This window comes from Streptomyces sp. PA03-3a, from assembly GCF_033792735.1.
GTDB lineage: Bacteria > Actinomycetota > Actinomycetes > Streptomycetales > Streptomycetaceae > Actinacidiphila.
Genome location: NZ_JARAVM010000030.1, coordinates 70814 through 88425 on the forward strand (window position 1 = coordinate 70814; position 17612 = coordinate 88425).

At 73.7% G+C, this 17612-nt stretch carries 14 protein-coding genes and 1 pseudogene; 9 read left to right on the forward strand and 6 right to left on the reverse strand.

Features of this window, described 5'->3' with window-relative positions; all coding sequences use genetic code 11:
* Nucleotides 1-147 precede the first annotated feature (147 nt).
* The 3 genes from PV342_RS30550 to PV342_RS30560 form a co-directional block, all read right to left on the reverse strand.
* A complete protein-coding gene (locus PV342_RS30550; RefSeq protein ID WP_500319499.1) occupies nt 148-1653 on the reverse strand; it encodes an aldehyde dehydrogenase family protein in 1506 nt (501 codons plus the stop codon).
* A 143-nt stretch (nt 1654-1796) separates the two neighbouring features.
* Entirely contained in the window at nt 1797-2816 is a 1020-nt protein-coding gene (locus tag PV342_RS30555) for a helix-turn-helix transcriptional regulator (RefSeq protein ID WP_406261217.1), read from the reverse strand.
* Nucleotides 2817-2944: 128 nt separating this feature from the next.
* Complete coding sequence (locus PV342_RS30560) at nt 2945-5842, reverse strand: M4 family metallopeptidase (RefSeq protein ID WP_400803694.1); 2898 nt, start codon at nt 5840-5842, stop codon at nt 2945-2947.
* Nucleotides 5843-6204: 362 nt separating this feature from the next.
* Here PV342_RS30560 and PV342_RS30565 point away from each other — a divergent pair, with 362 nt between their 5' ends.
* The 3 genes and pseudogenes from PV342_RS30565 (at nt 6205) to PV342_RS30575 (ending at nt 9063) form a co-directional block, all read left to right on the forward strand.
* Nucleotides 6205-6957 carry an SDR family NAD(P)-dependent oxidoreductase gene (locus tag PV342_RS30565; protein ID WP_500319502.1) on the forward strand — a complete coding sequence of 251 codons (753 nt, stop codon included), beginning with the start codon at nt 6205-6207 and terminating at the stop codon, nt 6955-6957.
* Nucleotides 6958-7316: 359 nt separating this feature from the next.
* Nucleotides 7317-8066 (forward strand): SDR family NAD(P)-dependent oxidoreductase, encoded by a 750-nt coding sequence (locus tag PV342_RS30570; RefSeq protein ID WP_386995871.1) that lies wholly within the window; start codon nt 7317-7319, stop codon nt 8064-8066.
* A gap of 139 nt (nt 8067-8205) precedes the next feature.
* Nucleotides 8206-9063 (forward strand): annotated as a pseudogene (locus PV342_RS30575) (TIGR03620 family F420-dependent LLM class oxidoreductase).
* A gap of 200 nt (nt 9064-9263) precedes the next feature.
* Here the strand turns inward: PV342_RS30575 and PV342_RS30580 are convergent.
* A complete protein-coding gene (locus PV342_RS30580; RefSeq protein WP_361014156.1) occupies nt 9264-9866 on the reverse strand; it encodes a TetR/AcrR family transcriptional regulator in 603 nt (200 codons plus the stop codon).
* A gap of 156 nt (nt 9867-10022) precedes the next feature.
* Here PV342_RS30580 and PV342_RS30585 point away from each other — a divergent pair, with 156 nt between their 5' ends.
* Nucleotides 10023-10532 (forward strand): DinB family protein, encoded by a 510-nt coding sequence (locus tag PV342_RS30585; RefSeq protein WP_018559372.1) that lies wholly within the window; start codon nt 10023-10025, stop codon nt 10530-10532.
* A gap of 18 nt (nt 10533-10550) precedes the next feature.
* Here PV342_RS30585 and PV342_RS30590 read toward each other — a convergent pair whose 3' ends face one another.
* Nucleotides 10551-11552: an MBL fold metallo-hydrolase gene (locus tag PV342_RS30590; RefSeq protein ID WP_500319505.1), complete on the reverse strand. Its 1002-nt coding sequence runs from the start codon at nt 11550-11552 to the stop codon at nt 10551-10553.
* 83 nt (nt 11553-11635) lie between these two features.
* Nucleotides 11636-12541 (reverse strand): serine hydrolase, encoded by a 906-nt coding sequence (locus PV342_RS30595; RefSeq protein WP_500319506.1) that lies wholly within the window; start codon nt 12539-12541, stop codon nt 11636-11638.
* Nucleotides 12542-12571: 30 nt separating this feature from the next.
* Between PV342_RS30595 and PV342_RS30600 the strand changes: the two genes are divergently transcribed.
* From PV342_RS30600 to PV342_RS30620, 5 genes are all read left to right on the forward strand, one after another.
* Complete coding sequence (locus tag PV342_RS30600; protein WP_500319507.1) at nt 12572-13543, forward strand: LysR family transcriptional regulator; 972 nt, start codon at nt 12572-12574, stop codon at nt 13541-13543.
* 99 nt (nt 13544-13642) lie between these two features.
* Complete coding sequence (locus PV342_RS30605) at nt 13643-14452, forward strand: DUF427 domain-containing protein (protein WP_500319508.1); 810 nt, start codon at nt 13643-13645, stop codon at nt 14450-14452.
* A 47-nt stretch (nt 14453-14499) separates the two neighbouring features.
* On the forward strand, nt 14500-15012 hold the full coding sequence (locus tag PV342_RS30610) for a molybdenum cofactor biosysynthesis protein (protein ID WP_500319509.1): 513 nt from the start codon (nt 14500-14502) through the stop codon (nt 15010-15012).
* Between the two features lie 125 nt (nt 15013-15137).
* Complete coding sequence (locus PV342_RS30615) at nt 15138-16082, forward strand: endonuclease/exonuclease/phosphatase family protein (RefSeq protein ID WP_400803667.1); 945 nt, start codon at nt 15138-15140, stop codon at nt 16080-16082.
* Between the two features lie 412 nt (nt 16083-16494).
* Entirely contained in the window at nt 16495-17412 is a 918-nt protein-coding gene (locus PV342_RS30620; protein WP_500319511.1) for a hypothetical protein, read from the forward strand.
* Nucleotides 17413-17612: the final 200 nt, after the last annotated feature.

Sequence of the window (17612 nt, forward strand, 5' to 3'; positions counted from 1 at the left end):
CGAACGAGGGACCGGGCGCGCGACCGGCGCGGGGCCGCGTCCCCTGGCGACGGGAACGGACCTCGGCGCAGGGCTTCCGGGAAGGCGCCGAGGGCGGTTCGCCCCGGCGGTGCGGAAGGACCCCGCCCGGTGGCGTGGGGAGCGGGGTCAGAACCGCACGTAGACGTTCTTCGGCTGGGTGTAGGACTCCAGCTCCTCCATGCCCTCCTCACGGCCGACGCCCGAGTTCCTCACCCCGCCGAAGGCGGCACCGGGGACGTGCGCCGAGCTGGCGTTGACCCACACGTAGCCGGCGCGCAGGTCGCGGGCGGCGGCCATGGCGGTGTGCAGGCCGGTGGTCCAGACGCCGGCGGTCAGGCCGTACGACAGCGCGATGGCCTCGGTGATCGCCTGGTCGTACGAGTCGAAGGGCGCCGCCACCAGCACCGGGCCGAAGATCTCCTCCTGGAACAGCGGCCCGGTGGGGCCGGCGGGGGCGGAGAAGAGGGTGGGCCGGACGTAGTAGCCGGGGCGGTGCACGGCGCTGCCGCCCGCGACGAGGCGTAGGGCGGGGTCGGAGAGCCCCGCCCGGATGTAGGAGGTCACCTTGCGGTAGTGCTCCGCCGAGACCAGGGGGCCGACGTCCGTGGCGGGGTCCGCCGGGTCGCCGAGGCGCATGGCGTCCATACGCCTGCCCACCTCGGTCACCACGTCCTCGTACAGCGAGCTGTGGACGAGCAGGCGCGAGGTGGATCCGCAGCTCTGGCCCTGCCAGGTGAAGTTCATGCCCGCCACCGCGCCGTCGACCGCCGCGTGCACGTCGGCGTCGGCGAAGACGATCAGCGGGTTCTTGCCGCCCAGTTCGAGGGTGACGGTCTTGACCGCGGCGCTCGCCGCGCGGGCCTGGACGCGGCGTCCCGTGGTGGACGAACCGGTGAACGCGATGCGCGGGACGTCGGGGTGGGTCACCAGCCGTTCGCCCGCGTCGCGGCCGATGCCCGGCACGATGTTCAGCACGCCGGGCGGGACGAGGCCGGCGGCGAGTTCGCCCAGGCGCAGCGCGGACAGCGAGGTCGCCTCGGCGGGCTTCAGGACGACGGTGTTGCCGGCGAGGAGGGGCGCGGCGATGCGGGCGGCCGCGAACAGCAGGGGGTGGTTCCAGGGGACGATCCGTCCGACGACGCCGAAGGGGTCGCGCAGCGTGTAGTCGAGGGCGTCGTGGTCGGCCATGGGGATGGTCTGGCCGCGCAGTTGGAGGGCGAGTCCGGCGAAGTAGCGCAGCTGGGCGACGGCCGCGCGGAAGTCGCCCTGCATGACCCCTATCGGGCTGCCGTTGTCGATGGTGTCGGTCCAGGCCAGTTCCTCGCCGTGCGCCTCGATCGCCTCCGCGAGCGCGACCAGCACCCGTGCCCGGTCCGCGACGGAGGTGGCCGCCCAGGCGGGCGCGGCCGTCAGGGCCGCCTCGACCGCGGCGTCGACGTCGGCGGCGCCGCCGAGAGGTATCCGGGTCACCACGGTCTCGTCCGCGGGGTTGATGACGTCCATGGTGTCGCCCGAGGCCGCTTCGGTCGCCGCGCCGCCGATCAGCATGCGCCAGGGGCGGTCCACGATCTCGCTCGCGGTCGGTCGTGCGCCGGTCGCGCCGTACGGATTCGACAGCTCCGAAATACGCATACACTCCAGGTTCGCACCAATATGTGCCACCTACAGTGATTGAATGTTCTCTATCGGGCAAACAGCGCGTGTAGCACAGACCAAGGAACCGTCCAGCGCCGTGCAGGGCCGTGCAGGGCCGTGCAGGGCCGTGCAGGGCCGACTCAGCCGTCCAGCCAGCCGCGTTCACGCGCGAGGAGCGCGATCTGGAACCGCGTCCGGGCGCCGAGCGCGGTGCCCGCCTCACTGACGTGTTTCTGCACCGTCCGGCGGCTCACGCCGAGCACCCGGGCGATGGCGTCGTCCTTCATCCCCGTCGCCATCAAATGGAGGATCTCCCGGGTCCGTTCGTCGGTCTCCACCGCCTCACGCTCGCGGCGCGGGGCGGGCCAGTCCTGGCGGCTCTCCAGCGAGACCGGCGTCGCGCGTTCCCAGATGCCCTCGAAGAGCGCCACGCACACCTCGATCAGGGCCGGGGAGTACACCACCAGCGAGCCCGCCGAGGGGCGGTCGCCGTGGAGCGGGAGAAGGGCGGCGGTCCGGTCGAAGAGGGCCAGCTTCACGGGGAGCCGCGTGCCGAGGCGGAATTCACCGCCCACCGCGGTGCCGCGGATCGCGGTCTGCAGGGACACCTCGTCCGTGAAGCCGTCGGCCTCGTACACCGACCGCAGCCGCACGCCGGGGGTGACGGCGGTGCGGTCCGGGTCCCGGTGCCCCGAGTCGTCCGCGGTCTCCGTCACATACGGTGGTTTCGCCAGGTGCAGCACCTCGCTCCGGCTGCCCTTCAGCAGGTGCGCGTAGCGGGCGGCCACCTCGTCGGCGTGCTCCAGCACCTCCACCAGGTCGGGTGCGCCGGGGTGCGCGGCGGAGCGGTAGAGCTCGTCGAGCTGCTCCATGAACAGCTCCGTGCGGGCCAGTTCGCTCCGCCGTCGGGCGAGCAGCGAACCCAGTGACGAGCGGGGTGGGCCGGCCTTCCAGCGCGGGGACCCGCCGGGGATGCGGATGACCAGGAGTTCGTCCTCCAGCGCCCGCAGGGCGCGTTCGGCCCCGCCCGCGGACGTGCCGACCGCCTCGGCCACCGCGGCGGCGTCCGCCGAGGGGTGGCCCACCAGGAACTCCAGGACCCGCGCGCCCAGAGGGTCCAGCCCCGTACCCGCCCAAGGACCTCCCGACGAGACATCCATGCCGCCTGCCACCCCTGTACGTCCGCGCACCGGCTCATGATCGTACGCCTCGCCGAACGGCCGACGGGGGCCCGGTCCGGCGTGCGCCGGTCCGGGCCCCCGTCGGGGCGGTGCGGTGTCGCGGCCGCTCAGCGGCAGGTGCCCGCGGGGCGGGCCCGGGTCACCAGGTCGGTGTCCGTGGTGGTGGTGTCCATCCACAGGACCCGGCTCCCGGTGCCCGCGGCGGCGTTGGACTGCTGGCCCTTGCTGCAGGAGACCCGGCCCAGCGGGGCGCCCTGCGGGGTGAACTGCCAGAGCTTGGCCAGCGAGTCGTTGTAGTCGTCGAAGACCTGCGAGAACGAGGAGTACAGGGTCAGCGTGACCGCGGTGTCCGACGCCGTGAGGCCGTACGCCCGGACGGGGTGCGGGCCGTTCTCCGTGATGACGTCGGTGACGGCCGAGCCGTCGAGGGACGCCCGGCGCAGGGTGGTGAAGGCGTCGTCGGTGTAGTCGGTGTCGATGAGCCAGTACACACCGGCCGCGGTGATCACCGGGGTGCTGATCCACTCCGGCTGCGACGGCGTGCCCAGGGCCGTGGTCCTGCCGGTCCTGGTGTCGAAGACCTCCACGACGATCCCGTAGGTGCCGTCGAACATGCCGTCGTGGATGTACGCGATGCGCCCGTCCTTGACGGCGGGCTCGGCCGTCTGGTTGTAGTCCCGGCCGACCGGCACCTCGCGCGGCGTGGTGTCCCCGCCCTTCAGGTACAGCACCCGCTGGAGCGAGGTCGCCTCGTCGCGGCGGGACCAGGCGACCGTGTCCCCGTCCACGCTCAGGCCGCTGATCTCCGAGCCGGTGCTGTACAGGGTGGTGACGCGGCCGCCGCCGACGGGGGCGGACAGGATGTCGTAGGTGCGGGCCCAGGGGTCGTCGCCGGGGGCGTCGCCGACCGCCACCCACACCACGCGCTTGCCGTCGGTGACAGGGCTGAGGTGCGAGCGCCCGTCGACCGGGGAGATCCGGCGGGGCTTGCCCTTGCCGTCGGTGCGGCCCGTCCACACGGCGTACGGCTCGGTGCCGTCGGCGTCGGCCGACTTGGGGGCGGCCCACCAGTCGCCGCCCGCGCTGGGGGCGTTGCCGGTGCCGACGAAGGCCATCAGGGTGCCGAGCCGGCCGAGGAGGACGTCGCTGTCCAGGCCGAGGCTCTTCTCCCAGCCGGGGACGATGCCGTGGGCGTCGAAGGCCTGCTTCACCTTCGCCATGCGGTCGCCCTTGACGTGCAGCGCCTTGGCGGCGGCGACGACCGCGTCACGGCCCTCGTCGAAGCCGTCGAGGGGGGTGATGTAGGAGGTGAGCGCCTTGTACACGATCTGGTCGGCGAGTTCGCCACCCAGGCTCTCACGGATGTCCCACAGCGCGCCGCTGAAGATCGTGGAGTTGACGTGCACGCCGCCGTTGTCGTACGAGGAGCCGAGGGGCAGCCCGAGGAAGCCCTTCGTGGTGGCGCCGTCGTTGAGGTCGCGGAAGGCGCAGTCCTTCGGCGCCCTGGTCCGGCAGAGGTCGCCGCCGATCAGGCTCCCCTCGGGGTCCGTCATGGAGGTGCGGTTGACGGTGATGTCGATGGCGTTGCCGAAGTAGTCGGCGATGGCCTCGTTCATGGCGCCGGACTGGCCGGCGTAGACGAGGTCGGCGGTGTGCTCGACGACGCCGTGGGTCATCTCGTGGCCGACGACGTCCAGGTCGGAGGCGAGGGAGCGGTACTCGTCGTCACCGGTGCCGTAGACCATCTTGGTGTGGTCCCAGAAGGCGTTGACGAACGGCGAACCGAAGTCCGTGACGCCGACGAGGGAGTTGATGGCCATGCCCTTGCCGTCGAGGCTGTCCCGCTTGAAGGTGCCTCGGTAGAACTCGTAGACCTTCCCGGCCGCCCAGTGGGCGTCCACGGCCCCGCTGTCGGTCATCTCCTGCGGTGCCTTCGTGGTCGGCATCGCGAACGGCACGACGCTCTCGGGCCACTGACCCGACACGTCCTGGTACCAGACGCTGGAGGCGTCCCAGGTCTGGATGACGTTGTGGCTCTTGCTGTCCGCCATGTGCGCCGAGTCGCGCAGCAGGTACTGACCGGTGGCGGCGTCCTTGGTGAGGTTCAGCGGGACGGTAGCACCGTGGAGGAGGACACCACTGCCGGTGACGCCCGTCGATCCGCTCGCCGGAGCGGCGGGCGCGCCGTCCCGCATCGAGGTGCCGCTGCGCTGCGCGGCGACGCCGGCGGAGGCCGTCGGGGAGAAGGTGGGCAGACCTCCGTACTCGAAGACCGCGATGCCGGTGGCGGCGTCGACGAAGACCTCCTGCACCACGGGCGAGCCGGTGGCCGGGTCGGTGCCGCGCACGGTGACGTGACGGGCGAGCACGCCCTTGCCGGTGGGCAGCACGGTCAGCCCGCGGTCGGTGCCGGTCAGGCCGTCCTTGGCACTCTTGGCGTGCGACGGGCGGTAACCGCCCTTCGCCAGCTCCTCCCGCACCTGCCGCACCGCGTTCTGCACCGCGGCGGGGGCGGGGAGGGTGGGGCGGGTGGTGTCGAGGTCGAGGGCGGTGAAGTAGCTGCCGGAGGTGCCGGTGACGGTGCGTTCGCCGTCCTTGTGGGTCATGCGGACGACGTACTGGGCGCCCAGGACGGGGATGCCGCGGTACTTCTGGCCGAGGCGGACGGTCTCGGTGCCGTCGGCGTCGGTGGTGACGGCGTCGGTGGCCAGGTCGCGGTCGGGGGCCGGGATGCGGTAGCGGTCCTGGTGGCCGGCCAGGTGGGCGCGGGCGGCGGTCGCGGCGGGCAGGGAGGCGTCGGCGGGCTCGGCGAGGCCGTCGACGAGGGCGGGGGTGTCGGTGGAGGGCTGCGGCGTGGGTGCCGTCCCGGTGCCGGGGGTGGGGTCGGCGGCGTGGGCGGGGGCGGTCAGGCCGGTGACCCCCAGGGCGACGGCGGCGGCCAGCAGGAGGGACAGGCCGGTGCGGCCGGTGCGGTGAACCGGTCTGGGCCGTATGCGTGTTGACATGGACGAATGCCTCCGGAAGCCCGGAGCGACCCCGGGCTCGGTAGTGGGACATCGGATGCTCGGCGCACCATCGCGCCCGCGGCTCGCCCTGCACCCTGCTGGCGATCACACCCGGGTGACAAGACGAAATCCGGGGGGAGTACGCGCAGTTGCACAGATGCGAAGCCGAAGCGCGTGCGGAGGGCACCGAAGTGCCCGATGTGGTCCCGGTTCCGGAGGAAGGGCCGCTTCGTACGGCCCTGACACCCTCGTCGCGTACGCCCCCGCGACTCCCCCGGGTGCCGGCACCCGGTCGCCCCGCCCGCCGTGCGGCGGCGGCCGGGCCGCCCGATACTGCTCACGAGCGACGCTGGAGGTCGGTGATGGGCCGTTTCGACGGGAAGACCGCGGTGGTCACCGGTGGGACCACCGGCATCGGGCTGGCCGCCGCCGAGCGCCTCGCCGCGGAGGGAGCCCACGTGTTCCTCACCGGCCGCCGCGAGCCGGAAGTGCGCGCGGCGGTCTCGGCGATCGGCCGGGACAGGGCCACCGGAGTACAGGGTGACGTCGCCGTCCCCGCCGACCTGGACCGGCTGTACGCGCAGGTCGAGGCCGCGGGGCGGCGGATCGACGTCCTCTTCGCCAACGCGGGCGGGGGCAGGATGGCCCGCCTGGAGGAGGTGACGGAGCAGGACTTCGACGACATCTTCGGGGCGAACGTGAAGGGTGTGCTCTTCACCGTCCAGAAGGCACTGCCGCTCCTCAACGACGGCGCCTCGGTCATCCTCACCGGCTCGACGGCGGGCAGCGGCGGGGCCGAGGCGTTCACCGTCTACAGCGCCTCCAAGGCCGCTGTGCGCTCGTTCGCCCGGACCTGGGCCAACGAGCTCAAGGGGCGCGCCATCCGGGTGAACACGCTGAGCCCGGGACCGGTCGAGACCCCGGGGATCCACACCCTGGCGCCCGGTCCCGACGAGGACGGCCGCCTGATGGAATCCCTGGTCGCCGCGGTGCCGCTCGGACGGCTGGGCCGGCCCGAGGAGGTCGCCGGCGTGGTCGCCTTCCTCGCGTCCGACGAGAGCACCTTCGTCACCGGTGTGGAGCTCTTCGTCGACGGCGGCCAGCAGCAGGTGTAACCCCGCCCCCTCCCCCGCCGCCGCGGGCGAGCGCGCGTCCCGGGCCGCGGAGACCCGTCCGGCCGGGCGCCCGGTCCGGGGGCTGCCCTTCCGCCGCCGGGCACGACGTTCTCCCGGCCTCCCGCGGCGTGCGCTCTGCCCCTTCCCGGGCCGAACGGTCCACGTCGCCGGAAGAGGGCGCTTGACACGCCACGCAGGCCGATCTAATTTCTTAGTGACCACTACATAACTCGCCACCCCACCTCGCGCCGCCCTGGAACGCGGCGCACGGGGGCACCGGGGCGACCCCCGCGACTTTACGTAACAGCTTCTGTTACATCAAGGCACGGCAATCCCCCATCACGATCAGGAGCAACCTCATGGGACAGCTTGACGGCAGGACCGCCATCGTCACCGGCGGCACCAGCGGCATCGGCCTCGCCACCGCGCGGCGATTCGCCGCCGAGGGCGCGCACGTGTTCCTCACCGGCCGCCGCAAGGACGCGCTCGACGCCGCCGTGGCGGAGATCGGCCCCGACGCCACCGGCGTCCACGGCGACGTGTCCGACCCGGCCGGCCTCGACCGGCTCTACGACGCCGTCGCGCGGCAGGGACGGCGCGTCGACGTCCTCGTCGCCAACGCGGGCGGCGGCGGCTTCTCCACCCTGGACCAGGTCACCGAGGAGCACTTCGACGAGATCTTCGCGAACAACGTCAAGGGCCTGCTCTTCACCGTCCAGAAGGCGCTGCCGCTGCTCAACGACGGTGCCTCGGTGATCCTCACCGGCTCCACCGCGGGCTCCGTCGGCAGCGAGGCCTTCGGCGTCTACGGGGCGTCCAAGGCGGCGGTGCGCTCCTTCGCCCGCACCTGGGCCAACGAGCTCAGGGGCCGCTCGATCCGGGTCAACTCCATCAGCCCGGGACCGATCGACACGCCCGGTATCGACGGCCTCGCGGCGGACCCCGAGCAGAGGGCGCAGCTCAAGGGCTTCCTCGCGGGCCAGGTGCCGCTCGGCCGGATGGGCCGGCCCGAGGAGGTCGCGGCGGCGGCCGTCTTCCTCGCCTCGGACGAGAGCAGCTTCATCACCGGCATCGAACTCTTCGTCGACGGCGGGGTCAACCAGGTCTGACCGCCACCGCGGACCTCCCCGCCGCGGACGGGAAGTGCGGGGGCGGCGGACGCCGCCGCGTCCGCCGCCCCCGCCGCCCGCCGCGCCCGTCGCCACAGCCGTACGCACCGGCACCACCAGCACAGACAGGACACACACGATGGACATCGGACGGACAGGGATCTGGAGCATCGAGCTGCGCACCGCCGATCCCGGAGCGATCGAGGACGCCGCGGCCGAGCTCGACGCGATGGGCTGGGGTGCCCTGTGGATCCCGGGGCTCGGCGGCGGCGACATCCTCGGCGACTCCGAACGGCTGCTCGGGGCCACCCGCACCGTGCGCATCGCGGTCGGCGTGCTCAGCATCTGGCGCCACCGGGCCGCGGAGATGGCGGCGGGACACGCGCGTCTGCAGCAGCGCTACGGCCACCGCCTCCTGCTCGGCCTCGGGGTCAGCGACGCGGCCGCCGCGCACGGCGCGGGGCGGGCCTACCGTCCGCTGTCGGACATGGACGCCTACCTGGACGAGCTCGACCGGGCCCCGGCCCCCGTACCGGCCGGAGAGCGCGTCATGGCGGCGCTGGGGCCGAAGATGGTCCGGCTCGCGGGACGGCGCACAGCGGGGGTGCACCCGTTCATGGTCACCCCCGAGCACTCGGCCGCGACCAGGGAACTGCTCGGTCCCGGCCCCCTTCTGGCGCCCTACCAGGCCGTCGTGCCGGAGCGGGACCCCGCCAGGGCCCGTGCCGCCGCCCGCGGCTTCCTCGGGACGTTCCTGGCCATGGACCACTACGCCCGCAGCCTGCTCCGCCAGGGCTTCACCGAGGAGGACCTGGCCGACGGCGGCAGCGACCGGCTCGTCGACGGCGTCGTGGCCTAGGGGGACACCGAGGCCATCGGTGCCCGCGTCCGCGCCCACCACCAGGCCGGAGCCGACCACGTCTGCCTGCACGTCGTGGGTGCGGACTCCGCCGTTCCGTTGGCCGAGTGGCGGGAACTCGCCGCGCTCGCCGGCTGACCACCCGGTGGTCGCGCCGGGCCGCGGAGCACGCCGGCGACGGCGGCGACGGCGGTGGCGGCCGGATCCCGCTCGACGCCGTGATGAGGGCCGTCGCAGGGCCACGGGATCGGTGCTGACGCTGACCGCGATGCGCTCCGACGTGGCCGCCGGGCCGTCATGGCGCCGGTCTCATGCCGGCGGACGCCTCTTCGGCGGCGTCAGCCGGCCGCCGGCCCCGCGGGCCAGGCACCCATCGCGAGGTCGACGACCCGGTGCAGTTCCTCGCGGGTCGCGCCGCCCGCCGCCTGGACGGCGACGCCCTGGTACACGGTGATGAAGTAGCGGGCGAGATCGTCCGGATCGGCGTCGGCGGGCAGCTCCCCGTCGGCGCGCGCCTTCTCCAGCCGCAGGCGGAGCGCCGCCTCGCCGGCCGCCCGGCGTGAGGTGAGTTCGTCGCGCGCGGCCTCGGCCCCGGCCGAGGCGGCGAGCCCGCCCTGCACGGTGAGGCAGCCCGGGGGGCAGTCGGGCCGCGTCGTGGCGTCCGCGGCGCCGTGCAGCAGCCGCTCGACGACACCGCGCGCGTCGGGCTCGGCGAACGCCTCGCGGATGTAGCGGGCGGGCCCGTCGGCGTAGTGGTCGAGGACCCGCTTGAACAGGCTCTCCTTGTTGCCGAACGCCCCGTACAGACTCGGGGCGTTGATGCCCATGGCCCGCGTGAGGTCCGAGATCCCGGTGCCCTCGTAACCCTGGCGCCAGAACACCTCGAGCGCACGGTCCAGCACCTCGTCGACGTCGAAGGCCCGCGGCCGTCCTCCTGCCATGGCGATGCCTCCTGCCCCATCGATCTGTAACGGACGCTATAATACCGTGTTTCGCAGCCGTCCCGCCGGTCCGGGCCCACCGTAATTCGCAGGCCCCCGGAGAAGCTGGGTGAGAGGCTGGCCCCCGCTGTCCGCGACGGAGAAAGAGAGCACTCAGTGACCGACGACGACCGCGTGGGCCCGCCGCTGCTCGGTGGGGAGCGCGAGACGCTCCGGGCGTTCCTCGACTACCACCGCGCCACGCTGGCCATGAAGTGCCGGGGGCTCTCGGACGAGGAGCTGCGGCAGCAGTCGATGCCTCCGTCCACGCTGTCGCTGCTCGGGCTCGTCCGGCACATGGCGGAGGTGGAACGCGCCTGGTTCCGCCGGGTGTTCGAGGACAACGACGCGCCCATGGTGTGGTCCGACAGGATCGACTTCCAGGCGGCCTACGACGCGAGCGCGTCCACCCGCGCCGAGGCCTTCGCGGCCTGGGAGGCCGAGGTCCGGAACTCCCGCCGGATCGAGGAGGCGGCCGGGTCCCTGGACCTGACCGGGCACCAGCCGCGCTGGGGCGAGGACGTCTCCCTGCGGATGGTGATGGTGCACGTGCTCCTGGAGTACGGCCGCCACAACGGGCACGCCGACTTCCTGCGCGAGGGCGTCGACGGCACCGTCGGCGCCTGACGCCCCCCGCGCGGGCCGTCAGGACACCGGCCGCATGTCGGCGCCGTAGAGGGTGCGGTAGTCGGGGACGACCACGCGCGTCGCGGGCGACTCGCGGCGGACCTGGGCCGCGAAGGCGTCGAGGTCCGCCGACGGGTCGGTGCGCGGCGGCAGGTCCAGCGGCCGCTCGAAGTCGTCCCAGTGCACGGGCACCACGACGTCCGGGTCGCCCAGCGCGGCCAGCAGTCGCGGGACGTAGCGGTGCGTCGAGGCGCTGGTCGGTACGGCGACCATCGCCAGGTCCGGGCGCAGTCCCCGGGCCGCGCGCTCGCCGAAGTCGCTGGCACCCATGAGGAAGGCCGAGGGGCCGCCGTCCCCGGCCGTCACCTGGTAGGCGAGGGTGTCGCCCTCGGGGAGGTCGCCGATCGTCTCCGGGCGTGCCGGGGGCGGTCCGGCGAGCCTGCCGGGGGCGAAGTAGGCGCGCTGTCTGTTGCGGCTGTGCAGGCTCGCGACGACCTCCACCACGATGCCGTCGAAGTCCAGCACCTCGCCTCCCTTCACCACCGAGATCTGCGCCGGGTCGACACCGAGCGCGACCAGCAGGTGGTAGGTGGTCTCCGTGCCGACGACCCTGGCCCCGGTGGACGCGGCGATGTACGGCACGTCGGCGAGGTGGTCCCAGTGGGAGTGGCTGACCAGGACGAGTTCCGGGCGGCCCACCCGCTCCCGGACGGCGGCCTCGTCGGTGCACAGCCGGGTGGCGCGGTCGAAGGCACCGGTGAAGAGCCCGGTGGGGAAGCGTGTCACGTAGGGGTCGAACAGCAGGGTCCTGCCGGAGACGTCGATCCGCCAGCCGGCCGTGCCCAGCCAGCGGAACGTCGCCGCGCCGGCGGCCGGCGCCGCGCGCCGGACCGCGGGTGCCGCGGCGGCCGTGGGCAACGGGCCGGGCAGCAGCGGGGTGGCCGCGGACAGCGCGGCCCCCCGCAGCATCGTGCGCCGTCCGAACTTCCTCAGACCTCGTGCGTGGGTGTCGTCGCTCATGGGCTCAGAAGATCAGGGGCGCGTCACCCCCGTCCAAGACCGGAATTCCGCCCGCTCGATGCGCGATCCGATATGAGCGCAGGTCAGCGTCGGTGGCCTCGCAGGAAGTCCACGGAGATCCGAGTGGCGGTGCCGATCGCCGCGTCCACCGCGGTGCGCGTCGCGGTCAGTTCACGGGTGCGGGCGAAGACCGCCACCGCGTAGCGCCCGCCGTCCGGGTGGGCGACCACCCCGGCCTCCGCGTGCAGACCGGGCAGCGTGCCGGTCTTGGCGGCCACGGTGACCTCGTCGGGGAAGCCCGACACCATCCGGTGCCGGAAGACCTGCCGGCCCATCAGTTCCCGGACCCAGGCGCAGGCCTGCGGCGGGCCTGCCCCGTCGCTCCAGACGAGCCGGAGCAGCCGGGTGATCTCACGGGGCGGACCGGCGTTGGTGCGCGCGGGGTCCAGGACGGCGAGCCGCCTCTTCCGTTCGTCCGGCAGCGCCGGCCAGCGGGCCGCGAACTCCCCCTCGGTGCGTGCCCCGACCTCGTCGAGCATCGACTCCAGCACGTCGCGGGGGCCGCCCACGAGCCGGATGCCGGTGAGCCCGAGCTCCTCGGTGAGAAGCCGTACGGTGTCGAGTCCGACCCGGGCCAGCAGCAGGTCCGCGGCGGTGTTGTCGCTGACCGACATCGTGAAGTGGGCGAGATCGCGGAGCGAGAGCTCGACGTCGTCGGCACACCCCGCGGTACCCCAGCCGCCGAGCCGGTCGGCCGCGGTGATCCGTACCCGCTCGCGGGGGTCGAGCTGCCCGGCGGCGACCTGGCGGGCGAACTCCAGGACCAGGAGGATCTTCACGACCGAGGCGATGACGACGGGCTCGTCCGCGTCCACGGCGACCTCGGCCGCTCCGTCCGCTCCGTCCACTCCCGAACCGATCGCTACGGCGTGCAGCCGCCCCTCGGCACCGGCCGCCGCGAACACCCCCCGGATCTCCTCCTCGACCATCAACAGCCTCCTCGCGTAGGGTCCTTGCTCGTGGATCTCTTGCGCCACCTGCGTATCTTCGTCGCCGTGGCGGAAGAACTGCACTTCGGCCGCGCCGCCGACCGGCTGGGCACGGCACAGCCGCCGGTCAGCCAGGCGGTGCGCGCGCTCGAGCGGGAACTGGGCGCGGAGCTGTTCGACCGGTCGCGGCGCCGGACCTCGCTGACCTCGGCAGGGGCGCTGCTGCTGGAGGAGACGAGGGAACTCCTCGCCCGCGAGGACCGCCTGCGGGCACTCGCGCGGCGTGCCGCCGACGGCGGGCTGGGCACCCTGCGGGCCGCGGTGCCGACCGGCACCACGGCGGCGGTGGTCTCCGCGCTGCTGGCCGCGTGCGCGGAGCACGCCCTGGGGCCGGCGGTCGATCTGCGGGAGGCCACCACCGCTGAGCAGTTGCGGCTCCTCGCCTCGGGCGGTCTCGACGTCGGCCTCGTCCACCGGCCGGTGGAGGCGGCGAACGGGCTGCGGCTCGGCCCGGAGGCCTCGTCCGCGCTGGGGGTGGTCCTCCCCCGCGCCTCGCCGTCGGCCCGCGGGCCGCAGGTGTCCCTCGCGGATCTGTCCGGCCAGGACCTCGTGGTGTTCCCCCGCGACGAGGCTCCCGGCTGGTACGACCGGCTGCTGGAGAGCTGCCGCGCGGCGGGCTTCGTCCCGGGCGGCGTACGACACGCGTCCAGCCCCGAGTTCCTGCTCGCCCTCGTCGCGGCGGGCGGCGGCGTCGCGTTCGACCAGGGTGCCGCGGCCCGCCGGGAGCCCCGTGTGGCCTGGCGGCCGCTGTCCGGAACCCCCCTCGTCCGCCGGATCGGCGCCGCCTGGCCCGCCGGCCCTTCCGCGCACCCGGCGGCCCCGCGCTTCGCGGCGCTCGCCGCGGACGTGCTGGCGCGGCACGGCGCCGCGGCCGGGCGGCGCTCGGGCGCCTCGCCCCCACCGGACGGGCCACCGCGGCCGTGGTCGGTGGTGTTCGGCTGAGACCGCGCTGTCCCGGGTGCGCGGCCGGGGTGGCCGATCACGCGGGCGCCGGTGAAGCTGGGCGTACGGAAGCCCGTGAACGGACCGAGGTGACCACCGATGGCGGACGAGAGCGTGAACCACCCGGGTCTGATCGTCCCTGTCGGGCAGGTCGAGCCCGTCCCGCGGCGCATCCGCGCGCAGGTCGGGGGCCGTACCGTGCTCGACACCCGGCGTGCCCTGTACGTGTGGGAGTGGCCCGGCTATCCGCAGTACAGCATCCCGCTGGAGGACCTGACCGGGGGAGAGCTCACCGACGACGGCCGGGCCGGCCGGCTGGGCCCCGGCCCGGCGCGCCGCCACTCGCTGCGCGTCGGCACGGAGGTCCGCGAGGGCGCGGCCTGGGTGTGGGACGAGGGTGCCCCCGATCGGCTCCTGGGCACGGCGCGGTTCCGCTGGGAGGCCCTCGACGCCTGGTACGAGGAGGACGAGCAGGTCTTCGTCCACCCGCGGAGCCCCTACACCCGGGTGGACGCCCTGCGCTCCTCCAGCAGCGTCCGCGTGGAGATCGACGGCACCGTGCTCGCCGACGCGCCGCATGCGGTGACCCTCTTCGAGACGGGCCTGCCGACCCGCTACTACCTCGAGCGCGTGCACGTCGACTGGAGTCGGCTGCGCCCCTCGGACACCGTCACGCGCTGCCCGTACAAGGGCACGACCAGCGGCTACTGGTCCTTCGACGGCGACGGCGCCGTCCACGAGGACATCGCCTGGGCGTACGACTTCCCGACGGCGGCGTGCGCCCCCGTCGCGGGCATGGTCGCGTTCTACAACGAGCGCGTCGACCTGTACGTCGACGGCACACCCCTGCGCCGCCCGATCGCGATGTCCCGGGCCGTCTGGGACCGCCGTCACCTCGGGCGGCCCTGAGACGAAGGCCACGCCGTAGACCGCGGGCGGCGTTCTACGCTGGCGGCATGTCTGCCCAGGTCGAAGTCGTGCAACTACTGGTGTCGCCCGCCCATCGGTACATGGGGCGGCCCTCGGAAGGGCCGTCGGCGGCGCCGGACGGGGAACTGGTGCGACGTGCCGAGGTGCGGAGCGCGCTGGGGCTCGTGGGCGACCGCTACTACGCGCGGCCCGCCCATCGCGACGCCGCCGTCACGCTCATGGCCGCCGAGAGCCTCCCGCTGGACATCGCCCCGGAGACCGACCTGCGGCACACCCGCCGCAACGTCCTGCTCCGCGGCGTCGACATCGACGCGTACGTGGGCACGACCGTGGCGCTGGACACCGGAGCGGGACCCGTCCTGTTCGCGGTGCGGCGCCCCGCCCGGCCCTGCGCCTGGATGGACGCCGTCATCGGTCCGGGGGCGCAGCGCGCGCTGCGCGGCAAGGGCGGAGTGCGGTGCACGCCGCTGAGCGACGGTGTGCTCACGCTGGGCCCGGCGGAGTTCCGGGTCGTGGAGGACGCGAGAGAGGCGTCGTAGCCGGGGTGTGTGGGCCCCGTCACGGCGCGGTGCGGGAACCGGATCACGCGGCCCCGCGTGGTTGCTGCGTGCGATCACTGGGGCGCAAGGATCACGGGCGGGCCGTTCACGGGTGGGAGGGCGCGGTGCGCCACGGCCGCGGGTGGCACGGCCGTCGGCGGTGGGACGGGGTCCTGGCGGCGCTTCCGCTGCTGCTGGCACTGCTGCTCGTGTGCCACGCCGCGGTGCCGAACGGTCCCGGCCGCTGGGGGAGCCTGCTGGAGACGTTCCTGCCGTGGCTGGGGCTGGGCGTCCCGGTGGTGCTGTGCGCGGCCCTGCTGCGGCGTTCGGGAGTCGCCCTGTGCGCGCTCCTTGTGCCCTCGGCGGCCTGGTTCGCGGTCTTCGGGTGGCCGCCGGGCCCCCAGGGCGGTGCCGCGCACGATCTCGTCGCGGTGCAGCACAACGTCAGTGACGTGAACGCCGATCCGAAGGGCACGGCACGGCAACTGGCGGCGGCCGACGGGGACTTGATCGCCCTGCAGGAGCTGACGCCTTCCCTGCTGCCGGATTTCGGCGCCGTACTGGACCCGTCCTACCCGCATCACGTGTCCTTCGGCACGGTCGGGCTGTGGTCCCGGTACCCCCTCGTGGACGAGCGCAGGATCGGCATCCGGCCCGCGGACCTGGGCGAGGACTGGGACCGCGGGTTCCGGGCGACCGCCCGGACGCCGCAGGGGGACGTCGCCGTGTACGTCGCCCACCTGCCCTCGCTCCGCCTCGGTCCCACCGGGTTCGGCTCCGCCCGGCGGGACGAGAGCGCGGCCCTCCTCGGCGCCGAGATCGCGGCCGAGCGGCTGGACCGGGTGATCCTGCTCGGGGACCTCAACGGCACCGTCGACGACCGCGGGCTCGCCCCGCTCACCTCGCGGCTGGGCGTCCCGGAGCGAGGGCTCGCGTTCAGCTGGCCGGAGCGCTTTCCGCTGGCCCGGATCGATCAGGTCCTGGCGCGTTCCGCGACGGTCTCGGACGTACGGACCCTGCCCGCCACCGGGAGCGACCATCTGCCCGTCGCCGCACGCATCCGGTTCTGAGCCCGGGCGGGTGAATCCCACGGCCCTGCCCGGTTTCTGACGGATCAGCACAGCGGCAGCCGATGCGACCCTGGACCCATGTGCGGGCACGGCGAAGCGCGCTGACGATTCGTCAGCCATTCCGGCGCCGGGAGGGCCGAGCCTCCGCCGCTTGCTGACGCAAGATTAACTGAGGCTCCGTCACCCGGTTGGACATCTCTTCACATTTTTCTTATCCGGGCCGTCACGCCACCTCTCACCTGCGGAAACGCTCCACGCAGCGCCACGGCCCCACCCCATTCGGCCGTACACCTCCGCCGGTCTCGGGGTGCGGAGCGACTGCGGATGATCGCCATATAGGTCTCGAGGACGCGTTGGCAGTCGTGCCGGGGGCCACATCCCGCCTGCCCCGTCCACAAGGAGGTTCAGCTCCATGCGTGGTGCTCGTATCCTGGCGATGGCGACGATGACGGCCGCGGCGGTCGTCCTTCCGAACTCGCAGGCCTTCGCCGTGGTGGATGTCAACGTCGCCCAGAACGGACGGTCCGTCACCGTCACCGCGAGCTCGGAGGTTTGCCAGGCGCCCGGCGCGATGGTGAACGCCAACGCCTTCCCCTCCGGCCTGCTGCGCAACGCGCTGGCCCTGAACGCGACGACCCCGGGCGGTCCGCTGACCGGCACCTTCACGATCCCGGACGACGCGCCGGCCAACACCTACACCATCACCGTCAGCTGCATGATCGGCCCGAAGGCCGACCAGGGCAGCGTCGGCACCCTCACCGTTCCCGGCACGACCAGCACGAGCGGTGACCGTGACGGCGGGACCAACACGAACACGAACACGAACACCAACACGAACAACAACAACCACAACCACAACCACAACAACGACAACGGCGACGACGAGTACGGGGACGACTACGAGGACGACTACGGCAACTACGGCCGCGGCGGCCACGGCCGCGACAAGTGCTCGTGGGGCGGCCACGGCCGGGGCGGCCACGGCGGCCGCGGTGACGACCGCGGGGACGACGACAACGGCCGCGGCGGTTACGGCGACCGGGGCGGCTACGGTGACCGCGGCGGTTACGGCGGCCGCGACAACGACCGCAAGTGCTACAAGAAGCGCCACCACGGCTACGACCGGGACCGCGACAACGACCGTGGCTACGACAACGACAACGACAACGACAACGACAACAACGGCGGCGGCGCGCCCGACACCGGCTTCGGCGGCTCGACCGGCATGAACACCGCCGAGAGCCTCACCGGCGCCTCCCTCCTGGCCGCCGCGGCGGCGGGCGGGGTGTTCCTCCTGCGCCGGCGTCGCACCCAGGGCGGCGAGGCCTGACGGCCCGCGTTCCCCCTCACGTACTGCGCCCCGGACCCGTACACGGGTCCGGGGCGCAGTGCCGTCCGCCGCCGGCCGGCCGCACCTGCGTCGTGGCCCGGCGCGCCCGCGCCGGTTCACTCCGCCGGCCTAGGCGAACACCTCCGCTGGACACGCTGCGTGGTGCACTGATCGCGCACCGGAAGGTGAAGGAGAGACGT

What these genes read in the sequence shown, in the direction of transcription:
- PV342_RS30555 (WP_406261217.1), bottom strand. Translation starts at nt 2,816, where the DNA reads ATGGATGTCTCGTCGGGAGGTCCTTGGGCGGGTACGGGGCTGGACCCT.
- PV342_RS30605 (WP_500319508.1), top strand. Translation starts at nt 13,643, where the DNA reads ATGGCGGACGAGAGCGTGAACCACCCGGGTCTGATCGTCCCTGTCGGG.
- PV342_RS30590 (WP_500319505.1), bottom strand. Translation starts at nt 11,552, where the DNA reads ATGAGCGACGACACCCACGCACGAGGTCTGAGGAAGTTCGGACGGCGC.
- PV342_RS30560 (WP_400803694.1), bottom strand. Translation starts at nt 5,842, where the DNA reads ATGTCAACACGCATACGGCCCAGACCGGTTCACCGCACCGGCCGCACC.
- PV342_RS30580 (WP_361014156.1), bottom strand. Translation starts at nt 9,866, where the DNA reads ATGGCAGGAGGACGGCCGCGGGCCTTCGACGTCGACGAGGTGCTGGAC.
- PV342_RS30620 (WP_500319511.1), top strand. Translation starts at nt 16,495, where the DNA reads ATGCGTGGTGCTCGTATCCTGGCGATGGCGACGATGACGGCCGCGGCG.
- PV342_RS30595 (WP_500319506.1), bottom strand. Translation starts at nt 12,541, where the DNA reads ATGGTCGAGGAGGAGATCCGGGGGGTGTTCGCGGCGGCCGGTGCCGAG.
- PV342_RS30570 (WP_386995871.1), top strand. Translation starts at nt 7,317, where the DNA reads ATGGGACAGCTTGACGGCAGGACCGCCATCGTCACCGGCGGCACCAGC.
- PV342_RS30565 (WP_500319502.1), top strand. Translation starts at nt 6,205, where the DNA reads ATGGGCCGTTTCGACGGGAAGACCGCGGTGGTCACCGGTGGGACCACC.
- PV342_RS30550 (WP_500319499.1), bottom strand. Translation starts at nt 1,653, where the DNA reads ATGCGTATTTCGGAGCTGTCGAATCCGTACGGCGCGACCGGCGCACGA.
- PV342_RS30610 (WP_500319509.1), top strand. Translation starts at nt 14,500, where the DNA reads ATGTCTGCCCAGGTCGAAGTCGTGCAACTACTGGTGTCGCCCGCCCAT.